The following is a 16,180-nucleotide window of genomic DNA, read 5'->3' on the forward strand; positions in this document are numbered from 1 at the left end:
GACGTTACCGACTCTCGCTTAGTGTGGCAAGGGTCACAATCCTGACGACAAGGGGCATCGATGGTCCGCACCAACCGCTCCCCCCGCCTGATCGACGTCGCCCATGCGTCCGGCGTCTCGATCGCCACCGCCTCTCGTGCGCTCTCGGGAACCCCCGGAGTCAGCGACTCGGTCGCCGAGAAGGTCCGCCAGGCGGCACGCGAGCTCGGCTACGTCGCCAATCTCCACGCCCGTTCGCTCGCCAGCGGATCCACCGCGACCATCGGGCTCGTCGTGCACGAGATCGGCGACCCCTACTTCTCCGAGATCGCCAGCGGCGTGCTCAGCCTCGCCGCCGAGCACGGCCGCACCGTCCAGATCTGCCACAGCGGCCGCGACCCCGAGGCCGAGGTCGAGCAGGTACGCAGCCTGGTGGCCAACCGGGTCGGCGCGATCCTGATCGCGGGGTCGGGCTTCGTGGACGCCTCGGTCGAGGCTCCGATGCGGCTCGAGGTGCAGCGCTACGCGGAGGCGGGCGGACGAGTCGCGGTCGTGGGCCGGCACCACCTCGGGGTCGACAGCGTGCTGCCGGACAACCGCCCCGGCGGCCGCGCCGTCGCCGAGCACATCCTCGGCCTGGGCCACCGGCGCATCGTGGTGGTCTCGGGATCGCTGGAGCTCACCACCGTCGCCGACCGTCTCGACGGGGTGCGCGACGCGCTCGCCGCGGCGGGGCTCGCTCCCGGTGACGTACCCGTCCTCGAGGGGCCGTTCACCCGCGAGGGCGGGCGCGAGTGCATCCGCCGGATGCTCGCCGACCACCCGCGTACGACGGCCGTCATCGCCCTCAACGACGACATGGCCATCGGGTGTCTCTCCGAGCTGCGCAGCTCGGGGGTCTCGGTGCCCGGGCAGGTCTCGGTCAGCGGCTTCGACGATGTCGCCGTCGCCCAGGACCTCTCCCCCGGACTGACCACCGTGCGCCTGCCGATGGCCGAGATGGGCGCGCGAGCGCTGACGCTTGCCCTGAAGGAGCCCGGCGCGCGCCCCCGCCGGCAGCGGGTACCCGCCGAGCTCGTGGTGCGCGACTCGACCGGCCCGGTGGGCTCCGTCGACGCCTCGGAGGAGAATGGGGGCCGAGCGAGAGGAGCCAGATGAAGGACATGCAGGTGCCGCCGGGCCCTGGCCTGCCCGAGGGTCTGGTCATCCCCGACTCCGAGCTGGTCGAGCGCTTCTCCCGCTCACCCGGTCCCGGCGGGCAGTCGGTCAACACCACCGACTCCCGCGTCGAGCTGTCCTGGGACCCGTCCGCGTCCGAGGCACTCGACGAGTCGCAGCGCGCCCGCATCCTCGCCCGCTCACCGGGCCCGATCACCGTCGTCTCCCACGAACAGCGCTCCCAGCACCGCAACCGCGTCGCCGCCCGGGAACGTCTCGCCCTGCGCATCCGCGAGCTCCTCGCCCCGCCCCCTCCCGCCCGCCGCCCCACCAAGCCCACTCGCGGCTCCAAGGAGCGCCGCCTCGACGCCAAGCGCCAGCGCAGCCAGACCAAGCAGCTCCGCGGCCGCGTCCAGGACTAGCTGTGATGTCCAGGGAGGTTGTATCGCCCGGCATCGGTGAGCCTGTCTGACAGGCGAAGGCCTCCGGTTGTGAAGTGGAGCTGTCTAGGAACCGCTTCACGAACCAGGAGGCCTTCGTGTCCCACGCTAACGCTGCTCTGACCCCACGCGCCCGTTTACGACTCGCTCGGCTCGTTGTCGATGACGGGTGGACCTATGCTGCGGCGTCCAAGATGTTCATGGTCGCTCCACGAACCGCGAAGAAGTGGGCAGACCGCTACCGGTCCGAGGGGCCTGCGGGGATGACCGACCGCAGCTCACGGCCACACTCGAGTCCGACCAAGACAGCGCCTGTGGTCGTCCGGCGAATCGTGCGGCTGCGATGGCGCCACCGGCTTGGCCCGGTCCAGATCGCCGGCCGGCTCGGGATGCAGGCCTCGACGGTGCACGCGGTTCTGGTGCGGTGTCGGATCAGCCGGCTCTCCCACATCGACCGCGTCACCGGTGAGCCGATCCGCCGTTACGAACACCCGCACCCAGGCTCGCTGATCCACGTCGACGTCACCAAGTTCGGCAACATTCCTGATGGTGGCGGCCACCGCTTCATCGGACGCCAGCAGAGCAAGGCCAACGCCCAATCCACGGCCCGCCGCACTGGAGAGCGCGGTCACGACTACCGTCCCCGGATCGGGACCGCTTTCGTGCACACCGTCATCGATGACCACTCCCGGATGGCCTACGCCGAAATCTGCACCGATGAGAAGGCCGCCACCGCCATCGCAGTGTTGCAACGAGCCGTGGCCTGGTTCGCCGACCATGGCGTCAACGTGGAACGAGTCCTGTCCGACAACGGCTCGGCCTACCGGTCCTACGCCTGGCGCAACGCCTGCACCGAACTCGGCATCAAGCACAAACGCACCCGGCCTTACCGACCCCAGACCAACGGAAAGATCGAACGCTTCCACCGCACCCTGGCCGACGGCTGGGCCTACGCCCGCCTGTACGAGTCAACCGAGCAACGCAACACCGCGCTACCCGGCTGGCTCCACTTCTACAATCATCACCGCGCCCACTCCGCCATTGGAGGCCAACCACCGATCACCCAGCTGACCAACCTCCCTGGACATCACAACTAGCCGAGGCGTCAGGCCGGTCGGCCGAGGCGTCAGGCCGGTCGGCCGAGGCGTCAGGCCGGTCGGCCGAGGCGTCACGTACGTCGGCCGACATGTCACCCGGAGACGTCTCGGTTCGCGGGCGTGACGCTTCGGCCGACGTACGTGCCTTCTCGGCGTCAGGCAGGCTCGGGGTCGGTCGCGAGCCGGGCGTGGGTCTCGGTGTCGTAGCGGACACCGTCGTAGAGCAGCTTCTGGCGTTCGCGACCCTCGACGACGAAGCCGGCGGCGGTGGCGACGCGGCACGAGCCGGGGTTGTCGACCCGATGGCCGGTCTCGAGGCGGAAGAGGTCGAGCTCGTCGAAGCAGTACCTCGCCAGGAGCTTCAGTCCGGTGCTGCCGACACCTCGGCCGCGGTGCTTCTCGAGGGTCCAGTAGGAGATCCAGCCGATGCTGTGGACGCGCAGCTGGGTGGTGACCCGCATCTGCCCCAGGATCTCGGCGCCGTCGACGACCGCGAAGGTGTACGCCCTGTCCGCCGCCGCCTCCTCGGCCCACCCGGCGATCAGCCGCTCGGCGTCCTCGACGGTGGCCACGTCCGCCGGCCGCTCGGTCCGCATCCCCGCCCCGTCGTACGCAGCGAGCAACACTTCGGCGTCCGCCTCTTCCCACTCGCGGAGCCGGAGCCCGTCGTCAGCCATGCCGGCGACGATAGCGCCGGCACGTGCACGATCGGTGCAGTCAGGACCGACACCTGAGTGCACCGATCGGGCACATGCTCGATCTGTGCATGGGCGACGATCGCCCGAGTGCATGGATCGTGCACGTCGCCGAATCACTGGAAAGTGGGGGCGCCAGGCGTCCGACAGCTGCTTCGGCACGCCCGGTTCGCCTCGCTCCAGCAGCACGCGGTGAATCTTCTCGAGCGTCAGGTCGGGTCGGCGATAGATGCCCTTCGCAACGACGGTGAGGATGCGCCAACCGTCGTCGTCGGCCTCCTCGCGTCGTTCGAGGTCGCGCTCCCACTGGTCGGTGGGGTGCTGCTTTCCGTCGTACTCGATCGCGGTCTTCGAGGCCGCATAGACCAGATCGTGCTCGCGCTTGAGCATGCCGTCCCCGGTGCCGACGAGCGCATTGATGCGCGGTTCCGGCAGACCGCCGAGCACGATCAGCATGCGCACCCGGGTCTCCATCGGCGAGCGAACGTTCTCGCGTACGTAGCGCGCCGCCGTCGCCGCCGGGCGCGAACCCGGCAGCGTCCCGGAAGCCGCGAAGTCGGCCAAAGTCGTCGGAGTCACACGCCCGTGGTGGCGTACGAGATGGTCGCCGGCGACGACGAGGTCGACCAGGCTCACCTGGCTGGCGAGTTCGGTGAAGAGCTGGTCGGGCGAGGAGACGCCGATGCCATCGACGACCACCGCTCGCGGCTCTCTCATCACGTGGCAGACGATGCCCGGATGTGTACGCCGGTGGGCCGCGGCCGTCACCGTCACGTGCTCGTCGGGCAACGTCGGGATCGGCACGTCATAGACCCGAGCGGCGGACGCGTGACTGGCGAACCCGCGGCCCTGGAACGGTACGAGCGCAGCTTGGACCCGCTGCAGTGGCGTCGCTGGGGCGTCGGCGGCGACGTACACGCCGCTGAAGAGACGCGTGAAACGCGGTCCGCGCAACGTGCTCGGTTTGAGCTTCGCCTTGGCGGCATCGGCGCGCGAGAAAGGTCGCGAGAGGTCCAGGACGAAGTCTTCATCCGGATCAGATGTGTCCCCCATGAAGGCATCATCTGTCGGCCGTGCACGATCTGTGCACCTTTGAGCAGATCAGCGATGCATGGATCGCGCACATGAATGATCGGTGCACTGAGCCAAGCAGGCGCAGTGCACCGATCGGTCAGTCACAGGGCCGACTGGATGCCGGCGAGGAGCTGGCGAGCCATCACGATCCGCTGGACCTGGTTGGTGCCCTCATAGATCTGGGTGATCTTGGCATCACGCATCATCCGCTCCACCGGATAGTCACGGGTGAACCCATACCCACCCAGCAGCTGGACCGCATCGGTGGTCACCTGCATCGCCACATCCGAGGCGAACGCCTTCGCCGCCGCACCGAAGAACGTCAGATCCTTGTCACCCCGCTCGGAACGACCCGCCGCCGCATAGGTCAGCTGGCGAGCGGCCTCGATCTTCATCCCCATGTCCGCGACCATGAACTCCACACCCTGGAACTCCGCGATCGGCTTACCGAACTGCTTGCGCTCCTTGATGTAACCCAACGCATAGTCCAACGCACCCTGCGCGACACCGACGGCCTGGGCCGCGATGGTGATCCGGGTGTGGTCCAGGGTCTGCATGGCGTACGTGAAGCCGAGACCCTCCTCGCCGATGAGCCGGTCGGCGGGGATGCGCACGTTGTCGAAGTACACCTCACGGGTCGGGGACCCCTTGATCCCCAGCTTCTTCTCCGGGGCACCGAAGGAAACCCCCTCATCGGACTTCTCCACCACGAACGCGGAGATGCCCTTGGAGCGCTTCTCCGGGTCGGTCACGGCCAGCACCGTGTAGTACTCCGAGACACCCGCGTTGGTGATCCACCGCTTCACGCCGTTGAGCACCCAGAAGTCCCCATCACGCACCGCCCGGGTCTTCTGGTTCGCCGCGTCCGAACCCGCATCCGGCTCGGAGAGGCAGTAGGAGAAGTTGCCCTGCCCCGCGGCCAGCGCACCCAGATACTTCTTCTTCAGCTCCTCCGACCCACCGATCTGCACCGGCAGCGAGCCGAGCTTGTTCACCGCGGGGATGAGCGAGGCCGACACATCCGCACGGGCGATCTCCTCGATCACCAGCACCGTCGCGAGCGCGTCGGCACCCACACCCCCGTACGCCTCGGGCACATGCGGCGCGAAGAACTCGGTCTCGACCAACGCATCGTGCGCCTCCTGCGGATAACGAGCCTCCTCATCGACCGCAGCCGCGGCCGGCGCGATCTTCGCATCACAGATCTCACGGATGGCCTTGCGGATCTCCTGGTGCTCCTCGGAGAGGGCGAACAACGGGTACTCGGCACTCATGTCTCGGAGTCTATGCCTGTTTGCTACTCGCCAGTACGTTGGCGGGTCACGGAATCCCCGAAGCGGGGTTGTTGTTGTGCTCCACATGACCGCCGCATGGCTCGACCAGGACACCATCGACACGCTCCTCGACGACTCCGAGACCTGGGCCGTGGTCGGCCTCTCGGGTGACCCGTGGCGTACGGCCTACTCGATCGCCCAGGAGCTCCAGCAGCACGGCAAGCGGATCATCCCGATCCATCCGGGCGCTGCCGCCGAGGGCAAGGAGGTGCTCGGCGAGAAGGTCTACGCGACCCTGGCCGAGGCTGCCGCCGCGGTCGGGAAGATCGACGTCGTCGACGTCTTCCGTCGCTCCGAGGCCGCCGGCCAGTTCGCCGACGAGGCCGTGGCGATCGGCGCGGGTGGCGTCTGGTTCCAGATGGGCGTGATCGACAAGTCGGCCTTCGAGCGCACCACCGCAGCCGGCGTACCGATGGTGATGGACACCTGCCCCAGCAAGGTCTGGTTCGAGCGCGGCAGGGCCGGCGCGCGGAGGTAGGGCTACGGCTCGAACGTCATCGTGCGCAGGTGCTCGTAGATCACCGAGGTCTCGACGTCGGCGATCTCGGCACGCGAGGTGAGCCGGTCGATCACGAAGGCGTAGAGCGCGTCGTTGTCGGGGACCGCGACGTGGACGATGAAGTCCATCCGGCCGGAGGTGACGAACACCCCGACCGCCTCCGGGAGTGCCCCGACCCAGTCGCGGAAGGACTCGATGTTGGCCCGCGACGGCGGCCGGATGCGTACGGCGACGAGCGCCTGCACGCCGCGGTCGATCTGACGGAGGTCGAGATCGAGGTAGGCGCCGCGGATGAGCCCGCGGCGCTGCATCGCTCGCGCCCGGTCGTGCACGGTGGTCGCGGAGACGCCGACTTCCGCGGCGATGTCCCGGAGGCTCCGCCGTGCATCCATCGTCCAGGCGGCCAGAATCTGACGGTCGACTTCGTCCATGCCCGCCAATCTAACCGATTCTCCTGACATTGACCGGACTGATTGCGATCTGTCCTGACATTCTCAAGACTTGTCAGCGAATCAGTTGGCGAATGACAGGAGTCAGAGCGATGAGCACAGGTGTCGAGGCCGCGACGATCGGGTTCGCCCCGGACGAGATCGACCAGTCCGCGAGCACGCGCGAGGTGCCCTTCAAGTGGGTGGTCGTCGTCGACCAGGCCCTCCCCGCCGGACGCGCAGTGAACGCGGCCGTCTGTGTCGCGGGCGCGACCACGCAGCGTACGGCCGGGCTCCTCGGCGAGGACGCGATCGACGCCGACGACTCGACCCATCCGGGCCTGCCGTGGATCGGCTGCACGGTGCTGGGTGCCCCGGCGCAGCGGCTGACCGACCTGCGTCGTCAGGCGGTCGCCCAGCCCGGGGTCGCGGTCATCGACATGCCCACCCAGGCGCAGCACACCCGGGTCTACGACGACTATCTGTTCGCCGTCGGCAGCAGCCGCGGCGCCGACCTCTCCTACTGCGCGGTCAGCCTCTTCGGCCCCCGCCGCATCATCGACAAGCTCGTGAAGGGCCTCTCGCTCCTGCCCTGAGATCAGGAGGTGGCGCGGCGTACGACCTCGCCCTTCTCGCGGGCGAGCTCGGCGAGGGACTTCTCGTACGCCACCAGCTTCTGCTGCAGCTCGGGGTCCGCGACGCCGAGGATGCGGGCGGCGAGGATGCCCGCGTTCTTGGCGTTGCCGATGGCCACCGTGGCCACCGGGATGCCGCCGGGCATCTGGACGATCGACATCAGCGAGTCCATGCCGTCGAGGTACTTCAGCGGCACCGGGACGCCGATGACGGGCAGCGGCGTGACGGAGGCGAGCATCCCGGGCAGCGCGGCAGCACCGCCCGCGCCGGCGATGATCACCGACAGCCCGCGGCCGGCCGCCTCGCGGCCGTAGTCGAGCATCTCCTGCGGCATCCGGTGGGCCGACTTCACATCGGCCTCCCACTCGATCCCGAACTCGTCGAGGAGGTCGGCCGCGGCCTTCATCGTCGGCCAGTCGGAGTCGGATCCCATCACGATGCCTACGCGCGCACTCATGGGCCAAGGCTAGGCCGACGAGCATGTATACGCGTGAACCGGGCCGCCCAAGGAGGCCGTCATGGCCGTAATTCGCTGTCGCGCCCCACAAGGTTAAGAGATCGTGTGCCCCGTGATGTCCGCCATGAGATACCGGCTCGGCCAGGCCGTGGTCATCTCACTGCTGTCCGCGCTGATCACCGCGTGTGCCGTCTTCGCCCCGCTCTACGACCGCGCGATGCAGCAGGCTGCCACCGCGGTCACCCTCGACGACGCACCCAGCGTGGAGCGCGACCTCCAGCTCTTCGGACCCCAGGCGAACCATCTCCTGGACCGCGCCGACCCCGCGGTGCTCGCGCGACAGCTTCCGGACTCATCGCTCTTCGAGACCCCTGTCGTCGGGCACAACGCCGTCGCCGACCTCGATCTCGGCCCTGCCTCGCTCTCCGTCCCCCGAGGTGACATCTGGTGGCGCGAGGGCCAGTGCGACCACATCAGGATCACCGCGGGCACCTGCCCCGACCGGAGCCGCGAGATCCTGGTCACCGACAACGAGGCGAAGACCTACGACGTCGCCATCGGAAGCACGGTGAGGTCGAAGGCAGCCAGGCCCCCGGTGGACGTGAACTTTCACCAGCCGCCGACACCTTGGGTGACCTACCGGGTCGTCGGCACCTACCGGGCCGACGACGAAGCGTGGTGGCAAGGTCTCCATCTGGACGGCCGGGCCGGGATCGCCGCCGGCGACATCGTCCAGCACGATGTGTGGCTGACCGACGAGTCCACCTTCGGCGGCTCGACACCGTTCCTCGACGCCGAGCGCCCATGGGTCGGATCGCGGCTGCGCGCCGATGACGTGGGGGTCGACGAGCTCACCGCCCTGGAGGGAGACCTACGTGACCTCCGGGCGCGGGCCGAGAAGGTTGAGGAGCACGACGAGATCTTCGAGGACTCGATCACATCGTTGGTGACGTCGCTGCCCGAGCTCACCGACGAGGTCAACGCTCAGATCGAACAGAGCCGGACGACGGTGCCACTGCTCCTCGTGCAGCTGGGTGTGCTCGGGGTCATCGTCCTGTGGCTGATGCTGCTCGCGGCGACGGACCAGCGACGGCCGGAGGTAGTGGTCGCGCGGCTTCGGGGACGGGGTGCGTCAGGGGCGAGGTCCCTGCTGATGGGCGAGCTCCTCCCCGCCGTGCTCGCCGGGATCGTCCCGGGGGCAGCGGTGGCGATCCTCGCCGCCACCCTCGCGCGTGAGTACGCGCTGCCTGGCGATCCACCGTTCGAGCTTCCCCAGGGCGTGCTGACGTCCGGGATCATCGCCGGCGCGGCTCTGGTCCTGGTGACGTACGCGGCCGTCTATCGGGTCGCCCGCGAACCCCTCGGCACCTTGCTCCACAGGAATCGCCGCCGCCGCTCGGGGTGGGCGCTCGGCGCAGGCGACGCCGTGGCCATCACGGCGTGCGGGGCGGGCGTGGTCGCCTTTGTGACAGGCAGCCTGACCGGGCCCATCGCGCTCGCCGCCCCGGCGCTGCTCTCCGCGCTCGTCGGCCTCGTCCTCGCACACCTCTTCACCCCGACGGCGATGCGGATCGGGCGCACACTGCTGCGCCGCGGCCGTCTGCGCGCCGGCGTCTCGCTGCTGGACGCATCACGGAGCATCGCCACGCGCCGTACGGTGGCCCTGGCCACCGTCGCCAGCGCGCTCGCCGTCTTCTCGGTCTGCGGTCTCCTCGTGGGCGAGCGCAACCGCGCGGTCGCTGCGGAACAGGAGGCGGGCGCCCCGTTGATCGCCGAGCTCCAGGGACAGCGGTCGACCGCCGACAACCTCGGGGCAGTACGTCGGGTGCTCGCGAGGATCGACCCGAAGAGCACCCAGGTGACCCCCGTCGTACGAGCCGCAGCTCCCAGTGGTGGCGCAACGACGTTCGCCGTCGATCCGCAGGGGTTTCGGCAGATCGCTCTCTTCGGCACCGGGGATTCCCCCAGCGCCGGCCAATGGCACGAACTCGCCGACGGGAAGGCGCACGAGCCGATCCCGGTCATCACCACGGGGTCGCTCTTCGAGGACGAGGTCACCATCGTCGGCCTCGACGGCATCGAGCAGGACGGCGAGGAGGTCGCGGCCATCGACCGGGTCCCCGGCGGCGGCCCGGATGTCGCTCTTGTCGATCTCACCACCGCTCAGGAGCTCGCCCCTCCCGACGCCGATTCCACCATCTCGCTGTGGTTCTCCGCCGAGGATCGGGCGCTGCTCGACCGGGTCAGCGCCGACCTCCGGAAAGAAGGCATCATCGTCGCCGAGCCCCGAACGCTCAGCGACGTACGCCGCAGCCTGGACGAGTCGGTCGCGGCCTGGAGCCTGCAGCTCGGCGTCGTCGTCGGTCTGGCCGCCGTGGCGATCGCCGTCCTCGCGTTGAGTGTGCTGACGGTGACCGGCTGGCGCACCCGCGCTCGCGACCTGGCCTCCTTGTGGTTGGCGGGTGTGGACCGGCGTACAGTCAGGCAGCTCCCCGGCGCCACTCAGCTGCTGCCGGTGGTCCTGGGGGTTCTCGCCGGGGCCGCAGCCGGGGTGCTCGGCGCCCTGCTGACCCTGCCCGACATCCCCCTCTTCGCAGTGCCACCCGCCGTCGACACCATCGACGTGTCCGTTCCCTGGCCGGCGGTCGGACTGACCACACTCGCCTGTCTGCTGGTCCTCGGCACAGCCGCCGTGCTCCTCGGCCGGGCAGTCGCAGCCGCCGCGCGCCTCGACCGGGTCCGGGAGACGGCATGAGCGAGCGCAAGCGAGCGACCACAGACCTCAGGCCGATGGGCATCCGTACCCACGGCCTGGTGCACATCTACCACGCAGAGGGACACGACGTGGCCGCCCTCTCCGGCGTCGACCTGGACGTGAGACCCGGCGAGCTGATGGGGCTCCTGGGCCCCTCAGGATCCGGGAAGTCGACGCTGATGAGCCTCCTGGCCGGCGTCTTCCGGCCCAGCGCCGGCAAGATCTTCGTGGGCGCGCACGAGGTGTCGTCGGCCAGTACGAAAGAGCTGGACCGTCTCCGGGCAACCCAGGTCTCGCTGATGCTCCAGGGTGCCGGACGCAACCTGCTGCCCTACGCCACTCCGGCGGCCAACGTGGATTTCGCGCAGCGCGTGGCCCGCGGGGCCAAGGATCTGCCCACCGCTGAGGAGGTGCTCAGCGAGCTCGGCATCGCCGACGTGGCGCACCGTCCGCTGACCGGCCTCACCCCTGGTGAGCTGCAGCTCGTTGCACTGGCCGTCGCTCTCGCCACCCGGCCCGGGCTCGTCCTCGCCGACGAGCCCACCAGCCAGCTCGGCCACGCCGCCCGCGACCTCGTCCTCGAGCGACTCGCGTGGATCAACCGCGCCCACGGTACGACCGTCGTGCTCGTCACCCACGATCCGCACGTCGCCGCGTTCCTGCCCCGCACGGTCACCATCCGCGACGGCCGTATCGGTGGCGAGGGACGCAGCGGGGAGGAGTACGCCGTGGTGACGGCAGACGGTTCGCTTCCCCTCCCCGGCCACGTACGCGACGTGCTTCCGCCAGGCACACTGGTCCGTTTCCATCCGGTGGACGGTCACTACGAGCTCGTTCCCGAGCACGAGGAGGCGAGCGATGAGTGAGCTTCGCGCGAACGGGCTGACGGTGACGTACGGAAACCTGGTCGCCGTCGAGGCGATCGAACTCGCCCTCGGGGCGGGCGTGATGCTGGCGGTCACGGGACCCTCCGGCGCCGGGAAGTCGTCGCTGTTGTGGGCGCTGGCCGGCGCCCGGCGCCCAGCAGCAGGATCCGTGAACCTGGACGGATCGCCCCTGGTCGGCCGCGACGACGCCGCCGACCGCGGCGTCACCCTCATCCCCCAGGGCAACGGTCTGGCCGGGGCGCTCTCCGCGGAGGAGAACGTCCTGGTACCGATGCTTGCCCGCAAGGTGCCATCCCGGGAGGCGCTCGAGCGCACCACGGCCGCACTCGAGCTGGTCGGTCTCGCCGAGTCCGGACGCCACCTGGTCGACGAGCTCTCAGGCGGGCAGCAGCAGCGGGTCGCGCTCGCCCGCGCGTTCGCGATGCGGGCCGCCGTGATCCTCGCCGACGAGTCGACCAGTGACCTGGATGCCGGCAACCGGGAGCGGATGATCGCCGCGCTTCGTGCCGAGGCGGCTCGCGGTGCGATCGTCGTTCTCGCCACCCATGACCCCGAGGCCGCCGCCGAGGCGGACGCCGAGCTCGCCCTCGACGAGGGGGTCGCGTCATGGGCCCGACCTCTGCCTGTCACCTGAGTGTCGGTCCTGGCCGCTAGTGTGCTGGCCACTCTCCCCGACAACCCCACAAAGGCAGATGGATCCAGCAACGAGCACCGACGTCGTCAGCACGACGCCGAACCCCGCCTCGGTCGAGCGGTTCACCGGGCTGACCAAGGCGGAGCGCAAAGCGCTGCCGTCGCGCGTGCGGCAGGTCTCGTCCTGGTCCCGGCAGGCGGCCTCGGCGACGGAGGCGCGGACCGTGATCGAGCGGGAGGCGGCCGAGGCGGTCGACCACTACCGAGCGAGCGCGGCCGAGCTCAAGCGAGCAGCCCAGGTGGCCTGGCGCAGCATCGCGCTCGACCGCAGCGACGGGCCACGGCTGGCCGCGATCGCGCGGCGGCACGCGCTCGAACCCGTCGAGGAGACCACCCAGGAGCTCGTCGAGGCGCTCTCCGCCGCGACCGAGGACCTGGCGCAGGCGAAGAAGGCGACCGGCGCCCGCCGCCTGTTCGTACGCGGCAACCGCCGGGAGGACGCGGAGCTGGCGGGCAAGCGGATCCTCGACCTGCACCGCTGGGCCGACGAGATCCAGGCGCCGACACGGCTGGGCGAGCTGACCAGGCGCCCGGACCGGCGCCGGGTGCGGGTCCGCGAGGCGCTGCTGCCGAGCGTCGGGCTCCTCGAAGCCCTCTCCGACCTGGGTTCCGAGGCCGTGCTGGCGCCGCGCAAGGGCATCCTCGTCCTGCGCAACGAGGGCGAGGCGCTCAACGAGGCCCGGCGCTCCGAGGAGCCGGCTCGCCGGGCCGCGACCGACGCCGGCAACGCGGTCCGCAGCGCCGACACCGACACCGCGGTCAGCGCTCTGCCGGTCGACGAGCTCGCCGACCTCGTACGCATCGAGCCCCTCCTCGAGGCCGGGATCCGCACCGTCCACGAGGTCATCCATCCCGCCTCTGACCTGCGGGAACTTCCCGGGGTCGGCCCGGCCACGGCGATGCGGATGCAGGAGGCGGCGCAGGCGCTGTGGCAGCGCACCTACGACGAGATGCCCCTCGCCATCGACCACGAGCGCCGCACCCCGGCGGCCACCAGGCTGCTCGCCCGGCTGGCTGAGTGGGAGGCGGGGCGGCGTACGAAGGACGCGGGAGCGGAGCTCGCCCTCGTCCAGTCGCTGCGGCCGCTGATCCGCTCGCTCGACGGCGGCGCGAAGTTCCACCTGATCCTGGCCAACGCGGCCAGCCTCGACGACTTCCAGGCCGCGTTGCGAGCGATCGCCCACCGCGCCGAGATGGCCCGCCGGATCCGTCCGGGGAACCGGCCGGCGGACCCGTGGGAGGACTTCGAGAAACGCCCCGCCGACTACTACGCGATGCTCTCCGAGCTCGGCTTCCTCACCGAGGACGAGGACAAGATCCACGGCGACCTGTCGGCCGAGATCATCGAGGCGGTGCGCGCGCAGGAGCTGCGCACCAACAACCTGACCGCGTCGCTGCGCGGCTACCAGCACTTCGGCGTCCGCTTCGCGCTGGTGCAGATGAAGGTGATCATCGGCGACGAGATGGGGCTCGGCAAGACGCTCCAGTCGCTGGCCGTGCTCGCCCACCTGCACGCGATGGGCGCGTCGCACACCTTGGTGGTCTGCCCGGCCGCCGTGGTCACCAACTGGGTACGCGAGACCGACTCCAAGACCACCCTGATCCCCCACCGGCTCCACGGCAACCGCCGCCAGAAGGCCGCCAAGATCTGGGTCGAGCAGGGCGGCGTCGCGGTGACCACCTACGAGACGCTCAACGCGATCCGGCCCTTCCTCGACCAGGTCAAGGTCGCCTGCGTCGTGGTCGACGAGGCCCACATGATCAAGTCGCCGCGCACCCAGCGCACCGAACGCGTACGCCGCGCCCTCGATGCCTCCGAGCGGGCCATCCTGCTCACCGGCACCCCGATGGAGAACCGCATCGAGGAGTTCCGCAACCTGGTCTCCTACCTCCGCCCCGACCTCCTGCTCTCCGCCGACGAGTTCAACCCGCACCGGTTCCGCAAGCAGGTCGCGCCGGTCTACCTGCGCCGCAACCAGGAGGACGTCCTCACCGAGCTCCCCGACCTCGTCGAGGTCGAGGACTGGCTGCCCCTCTCGCTCGCCGACGAGCGGGCGTACGCCGAGTGCGTCCGCGAGGGCAACTTCATGGCCATGCGCCAGGCCGCCATGCTCCAGGGCACGTCGTCGGCCAAGGTCGAGCGGCTGATCGAGATCGTCGGCGAGGCCGAGGAGAACGGCCGCCGGGTGATCGTGTTCTCCCACTTCAGGAAGGTCCTGGACGATCTGGTCACGCTGCTGCCGGGCGAGGTCTTCGGGCCGCTGACCGGCTCGGTTCCCGCCGAGGAGCGCCAGCAGATGGTCGACGAGTTCTCCGCGGCCGGCCACGGCGCGGTGCTGGTCACCCAGATCGTCGCCGGCGGCGTGGGCCTCAACATCCAGGCGGCGTCGGTCGTGGTCATCTGCGAACCCCAGCTCAAGCCGACCATCGAGTGGCAGGCGATCGCCCGCGCCCGCCGGATGGGCCAGCTCCAGTCGGTCCAGGTCCACCGCCTCCTCTCCGAGGTCGGCGTCGATCAGCGCGTCCACGACATCCTCGCCGCCAAGGCCGAGCTCTTCGACGACTTCGCCCGGGTCAGTGCCACCGCGGCCAGCAGCCCGGAGGCCTACGAGACCTCCCACCCCGAAGACGCCGTCACCGCCCTGGCGAACGAGGCCTCCGACGCCGAGATCGCCCGCGAGGTCGTCGCCACCGAACGCCAGCGCCTCGGCGTCTGACCCAGCCGAGCCGTCGCCTACGTCGGCCGAGGCGTCACGTACGTCGGCCGAGCTGGCAGCTGAGTGCCACCTCGGCCGACGGGGCTGACGCTTCGACCGTCAGTCGGAGTCGTTGCCGAGGTCGCCCTGGAACCAGTCGGCGGCGTGGCGGGCGCGCTCGAGGCAGTCGTCGAGGTCGTCGCCGTAGACGTTGACGTGGCCGACCTTGCGCCCCGGGCGCATCTCCTTGCCGTAGAGGTGGACGCGGAGGTGGGGGTCGCGGGCCATCGCGTGCGGGTAGCCGTCGTAGAGCCGGCCGACGTCGGGCCGGGAGGAGCCGAGGATGTTGACCATCACCGACCACTTCGCGCGGGGCGCCGGAGAGCCGAGCGGCAGGTCCATGACCGCGCGCAGGTGGTTCTCGAACTGCGAGGTGACGGCGCCGTCCTGGGTCCAGTGGCCGGTGTTGTGGGGTCGCATGGCGAGCTCGTTGACCAGCAGCCGGCCGTCGACGGTCTCGAACATCTCGACCGCCAGGATGCCGACGACGCCGAGCTCACCGGCGATGCGCAGCGCGATCTGCTCGCCCTCGACGGCCAGCTCGGGCGAGAGGTCGGGCGCCGGAGCGATGACCTCCTTGCAGACGCCGTTCTCCTGGTAGGTGTGCACGACCGGGTACGCAGCGGCCTGACCGCTCGGCGAACGGGCGACGATCGCGGAGAGCTCACGGCGGAAGTCGACGAGCTCCTCGGCGAGGACCTGGACCCCGGCCTCCTCGGCGACGCGCAGCGGCTCGGCGACATCGGCGACGTCGCGTACGACCCAGACGCCCTTGCCGTCGTAGCCGCCGCGGGTGGTCTTGAGGACGCAGGGGAAGCCGAAGGCCTCGACCTCGGCGACGGACGACACGATCGCGTTGCGCGGGCACGGGATGCCGAGCTCGGTCAGCCGCGAGCGCATGACGCCCTTGTCCTGGGCGTGCACGAGCGCGTCGGGCCCGGGCCGGACCGCGACGCCGGCGGCCTCGAGCGCGTGCAGGTGCTCGGTCGGGACGTGCTCGTGGTCGAAGGTGACCACCTCGCAGCCCTCGGTGACCTTCTTCAACGTGTCCAGGTCGCGGTAGTCGCCGACCATCTGGTCGGGGATGACCTGAGCGGCCGACACACCCTCGCCCTCGGCGAGAAGCCGGAGCGGGAGGCCGAGCGCGATTGCTGGCTGAGCCATCATGCGGGCCAGCTGGCCGCCGCCGATGATCGCAAGTGTCGGTGCGAGGGTCACGACGGACAGAATAAGGAAACTGCCCTGCTGGAGCCGATTTCGCGGATCCCCCTCACGACATCCGCGAAATCCGG

The 16,180-nt window shown here is 70.1% G+C and carries 14 protein-coding genes; 9 read left to right on the forward strand and 5 right to left on the reverse strand.

Annotated features, from left to right (window positions below; all coding sequences use genetic code 11):
* Positions 1-60: 60 nt before the first annotated feature.
* The 3 genes from HD557_RS21130 to HD557_RS21140 all read left to right on the forward strand — a co-directional run bounded on the left by HD557_RS21130 (position 61) and on the right by HD557_RS21140 (position 2,674).
* Positions 61-1,137, forward strand: a complete 1,077-nt coding sequence (locus HD557_RS21130; protein ID WP_196875339.1) for a LacI family DNA-binding transcriptional regulator — start codon at positions 61-63, stop codon at positions 1,135-1,137.
* Positions 1,134-1,559 (forward strand): alternative ribosome rescue aminoacyl-tRNA hydrolase ArfB, encoded by a 426-nt coding sequence (gene arfB / locus HD557_RS21135; RefSeq protein ID WP_196875340.1) that lies wholly within the window; start codon positions 1,134-1,136, stop codon positions 1,557-1,559. Before HD557_RS21130 ends, arfB begins: the two co-directional genes overlap by 4 nt.
* Before the next feature lie 116 nt (positions 1,560-1,675).
* The gene (locus HD557_RS21140) at positions 1,676-2,674 is read left to right on the forward strand and encodes an IS481 family transposase (RefSeq protein WP_196876299.1); all 999 of its coding nucleotides are present in this window, start codon (positions 1,676-1,678) and stop codon (positions 2,672-2,674) included.
* A 155-nt stretch (positions 2,675-2,829) separates the two neighbouring features.
* On the opposite strand, the gene HD557_RS21145 is transcribed toward HD557_RS21140, so the two are convergent.
* Positions 2,830-4,422 carry a GNAT family N-acetyltransferase gene (locus HD557_RS21145; protein WP_196875341.1) on the reverse strand — a complete coding sequence of 531 codons (1,593 nt, stop codon included), beginning with the start codon at positions 4,420-4,422 and terminating at the stop codon, positions 2,830-2,832.
* A 122-nt stretch (positions 4,423-4,544) separates the two neighbouring features.
* Entirely contained in the window at positions 4,545-5,717 is a 1,173-nt protein-coding gene (locus HD557_RS21150) for an acyl-CoA dehydrogenase family protein (protein ID WP_196875342.1), read from the reverse strand.
* Positions 5,718-5,802: 85 nt separating this feature from the next.
* Between HD557_RS21150 and HD557_RS21155 the strand changes: the two genes are divergently transcribed.
* The gene (locus HD557_RS21155; protein WP_008363512.1) at positions 5,803-6,255 is read left to right on the forward strand and encodes a CoA-binding protein; all 453 of its coding nucleotides are present in this window, start codon (positions 5,803-5,805) and stop codon (positions 6,253-6,255) included.
* Between the two features lie 2 nt (positions 6,256-6,257).
* Here HD557_RS21155 and HD557_RS21160 read toward each other — a convergent pair whose 3' ends face one another.
* Entirely contained in the window at positions 6,258-6,707 is a 450-nt protein-coding gene (locus tag HD557_RS21160; RefSeq protein ID WP_040757215.1) for an Lrp/AsnC family transcriptional regulator, read from the reverse strand.
* Positions 6,708-6,817: 110 nt separating this feature from the next.
* Between HD557_RS21160 and HD557_RS21165 the strand changes: the two genes are divergently transcribed.
* On the forward strand, positions 6,818-7,300 hold the full coding sequence (locus tag HD557_RS21165; protein WP_196875343.1) for a DUF2000 domain-containing protein: 483 nt from the start codon (positions 6,818-6,820) through the stop codon (positions 7,298-7,300).
* Between the two features lie 2 nt (positions 7,301-7,302).
* Here HD557_RS21165 and purE read toward each other — a convergent pair whose 3' ends face one another.
* Positions 7,303-7,797 carry a 5-(carboxyamino)imidazole ribonucleotide mutase gene (purE, locus tag HD557_RS21170; RefSeq protein WP_008363509.1) on the reverse strand — a complete coding sequence of 165 codons (495 nt, stop codon included), beginning with the start codon at positions 7,795-7,797 and terminating at the stop codon, positions 7,303-7,305.
* 115 nt (positions 7,798-7,912) lie between these two features.
* On the opposite strand from purE, the gene HD557_RS21175 reads away from it, so the two are divergent.
* Genes HD557_RS21175 through HD557_RS21190 form a run of 4 tightly spaced genes read left to right on the forward strand, consistent with a single transcriptional unit; the run spans position 7,913 to position 14,849 of the window.
* Complete coding sequence (locus tag HD557_RS21175) at positions 7,913-10,552, forward strand: ABC transporter permease (protein ID WP_196875344.1); 2,640 nt, start codon at positions 7,913-7,915, stop codon at positions 10,550-10,552.
* Entirely contained in the window at positions 10,549-11,418 is an 870-nt protein-coding gene (locus HD557_RS21180; RefSeq protein ID WP_196875345.1) for an ABC transporter ATP-binding protein, read from the forward strand. The genes HD557_RS21175 and HD557_RS21180 overlap by 4 nt, the downstream gene beginning before the upstream one ends.
* Complete coding sequence (locus HD557_RS21185) at positions 11,411-12,073, forward strand: ATP-binding cassette domain-containing protein (protein WP_196875346.1); 663 nt, start codon at positions 11,411-11,413, stop codon at positions 12,071-12,073. Before HD557_RS21180 ends, HD557_RS21185 begins: the two co-directional genes overlap by 8 nt.
* Positions 12,074-12,131: 58 nt before the next feature.
* Entirely contained in the window at positions 12,132-14,849 is a 2,718-nt protein-coding gene (locus tag HD557_RS21190) for a DEAD/DEAH box helicase (protein WP_196875347.1), read from the forward strand.
* A gap of 99 nt (positions 14,850-14,948) precedes the next feature.
* Here the strand turns inward: HD557_RS21190 and HD557_RS21195 are convergent, their stop codons facing one another.
* Positions 14,949-16,106, reverse strand: a complete 1,158-nt coding sequence (locus HD557_RS21195; protein WP_196875348.1) for a 5-(carboxyamino)imidazole ribonucleotide synthase — start codon at positions 16,104-16,106, stop codon at positions 14,949-14,951.
* Between the last annotated feature and the right edge of the window lie 74 nt (positions 16,107-16,180).

Origin of the sequence: Nocardioides luteus (assembly GCF_015752315.1) — a bacterium.
Lineage (GTDB): Bacteria > Actinomycetota > Actinomycetes > Propionibacteriales > Nocardioidaceae > Nocardioides.

What these genes read in the sequence shown, in the direction of transcription:
- HD557_RS21175 (WP_196875344.1), top strand. Translation starts at nt 7,913, where the DNA reads ATGTCCGCCATGAGATACCGGCTCGGCCAGGCCGTGGTCATCTCACTG.
- HD557_RS21160 (WP_040757215.1), bottom strand. Translation starts at nt 6,707, where the DNA reads ATGGACGAAGTCGACCGTCAGATTCTGGCCGCCTGGACGATGGATGCA.
- HD557_RS21150 (WP_196875342.1), bottom strand. Translation starts at nt 5,717, where the DNA reads ATGAGTGCCGAGTACCCGTTGTTCGCCCTCTCCGAGGAGCACCAGGAG.
- HD557_RS21185 (WP_196875346.1), top strand. Translation starts at nt 11,411, where the DNA reads ATGAGTGAGCTTCGCGCGAACGGGCTGACGGTGACGTACGGAAACCTG.
- HD557_RS21155 (WP_008363512.1), top strand. Translation starts at nt 5,803, where the DNA reads ATGACCGCCGCATGGCTCGACCAGGACACCATCGACACGCTCCTCGAC.
- HD557_RS21130 (WP_196875339.1), top strand. Translation starts at nt 61, where the DNA reads ATGGTCCGCACCAACCGCTCCCCCCGCCTGATCGACGTCGCCCATGCG.
- purE (WP_008363509.1), bottom strand. Translation starts at nt 7,797, where the DNA reads ATGAGTGCGCGCGTAGGCATCGTGATGGGATCCGACTCCGACTGGCCG.
- arfB (WP_196875340.1), top strand. Translation starts at nt 1,134, where the DNA reads ATGAAGGACATGCAGGTGCCGCCGGGCCCTGGCCTGCCCGAGGGTCTG.
- HD557_RS21145 (WP_196875341.1), bottom strand. Translation starts at nt 4,422, where the DNA reads ATGGGGGACACATCTGATCCGGATGAAGACTTCGTCCTGGACCTCTCG.
- HD557_RS21190 (WP_196875347.1), top strand. Translation starts at nt 12,132, where the DNA reads ATGGATCCAGCAACGAGCACCGACGTCGTCAGCACGACGCCGAACCCC.
- HD557_RS21165 (WP_196875343.1), top strand. Translation starts at nt 6,818, where the DNA reads ATGAGCACAGGTGTCGAGGCCGCGACGATCGGGTTCGCCCCGGACGAG.
- HD557_RS21180 (WP_196875345.1), top strand. Translation starts at nt 10,549, where the DNA reads ATGAGCGAGCGCAAGCGAGCGACCACAGACCTCAGGCCGATGGGCATC.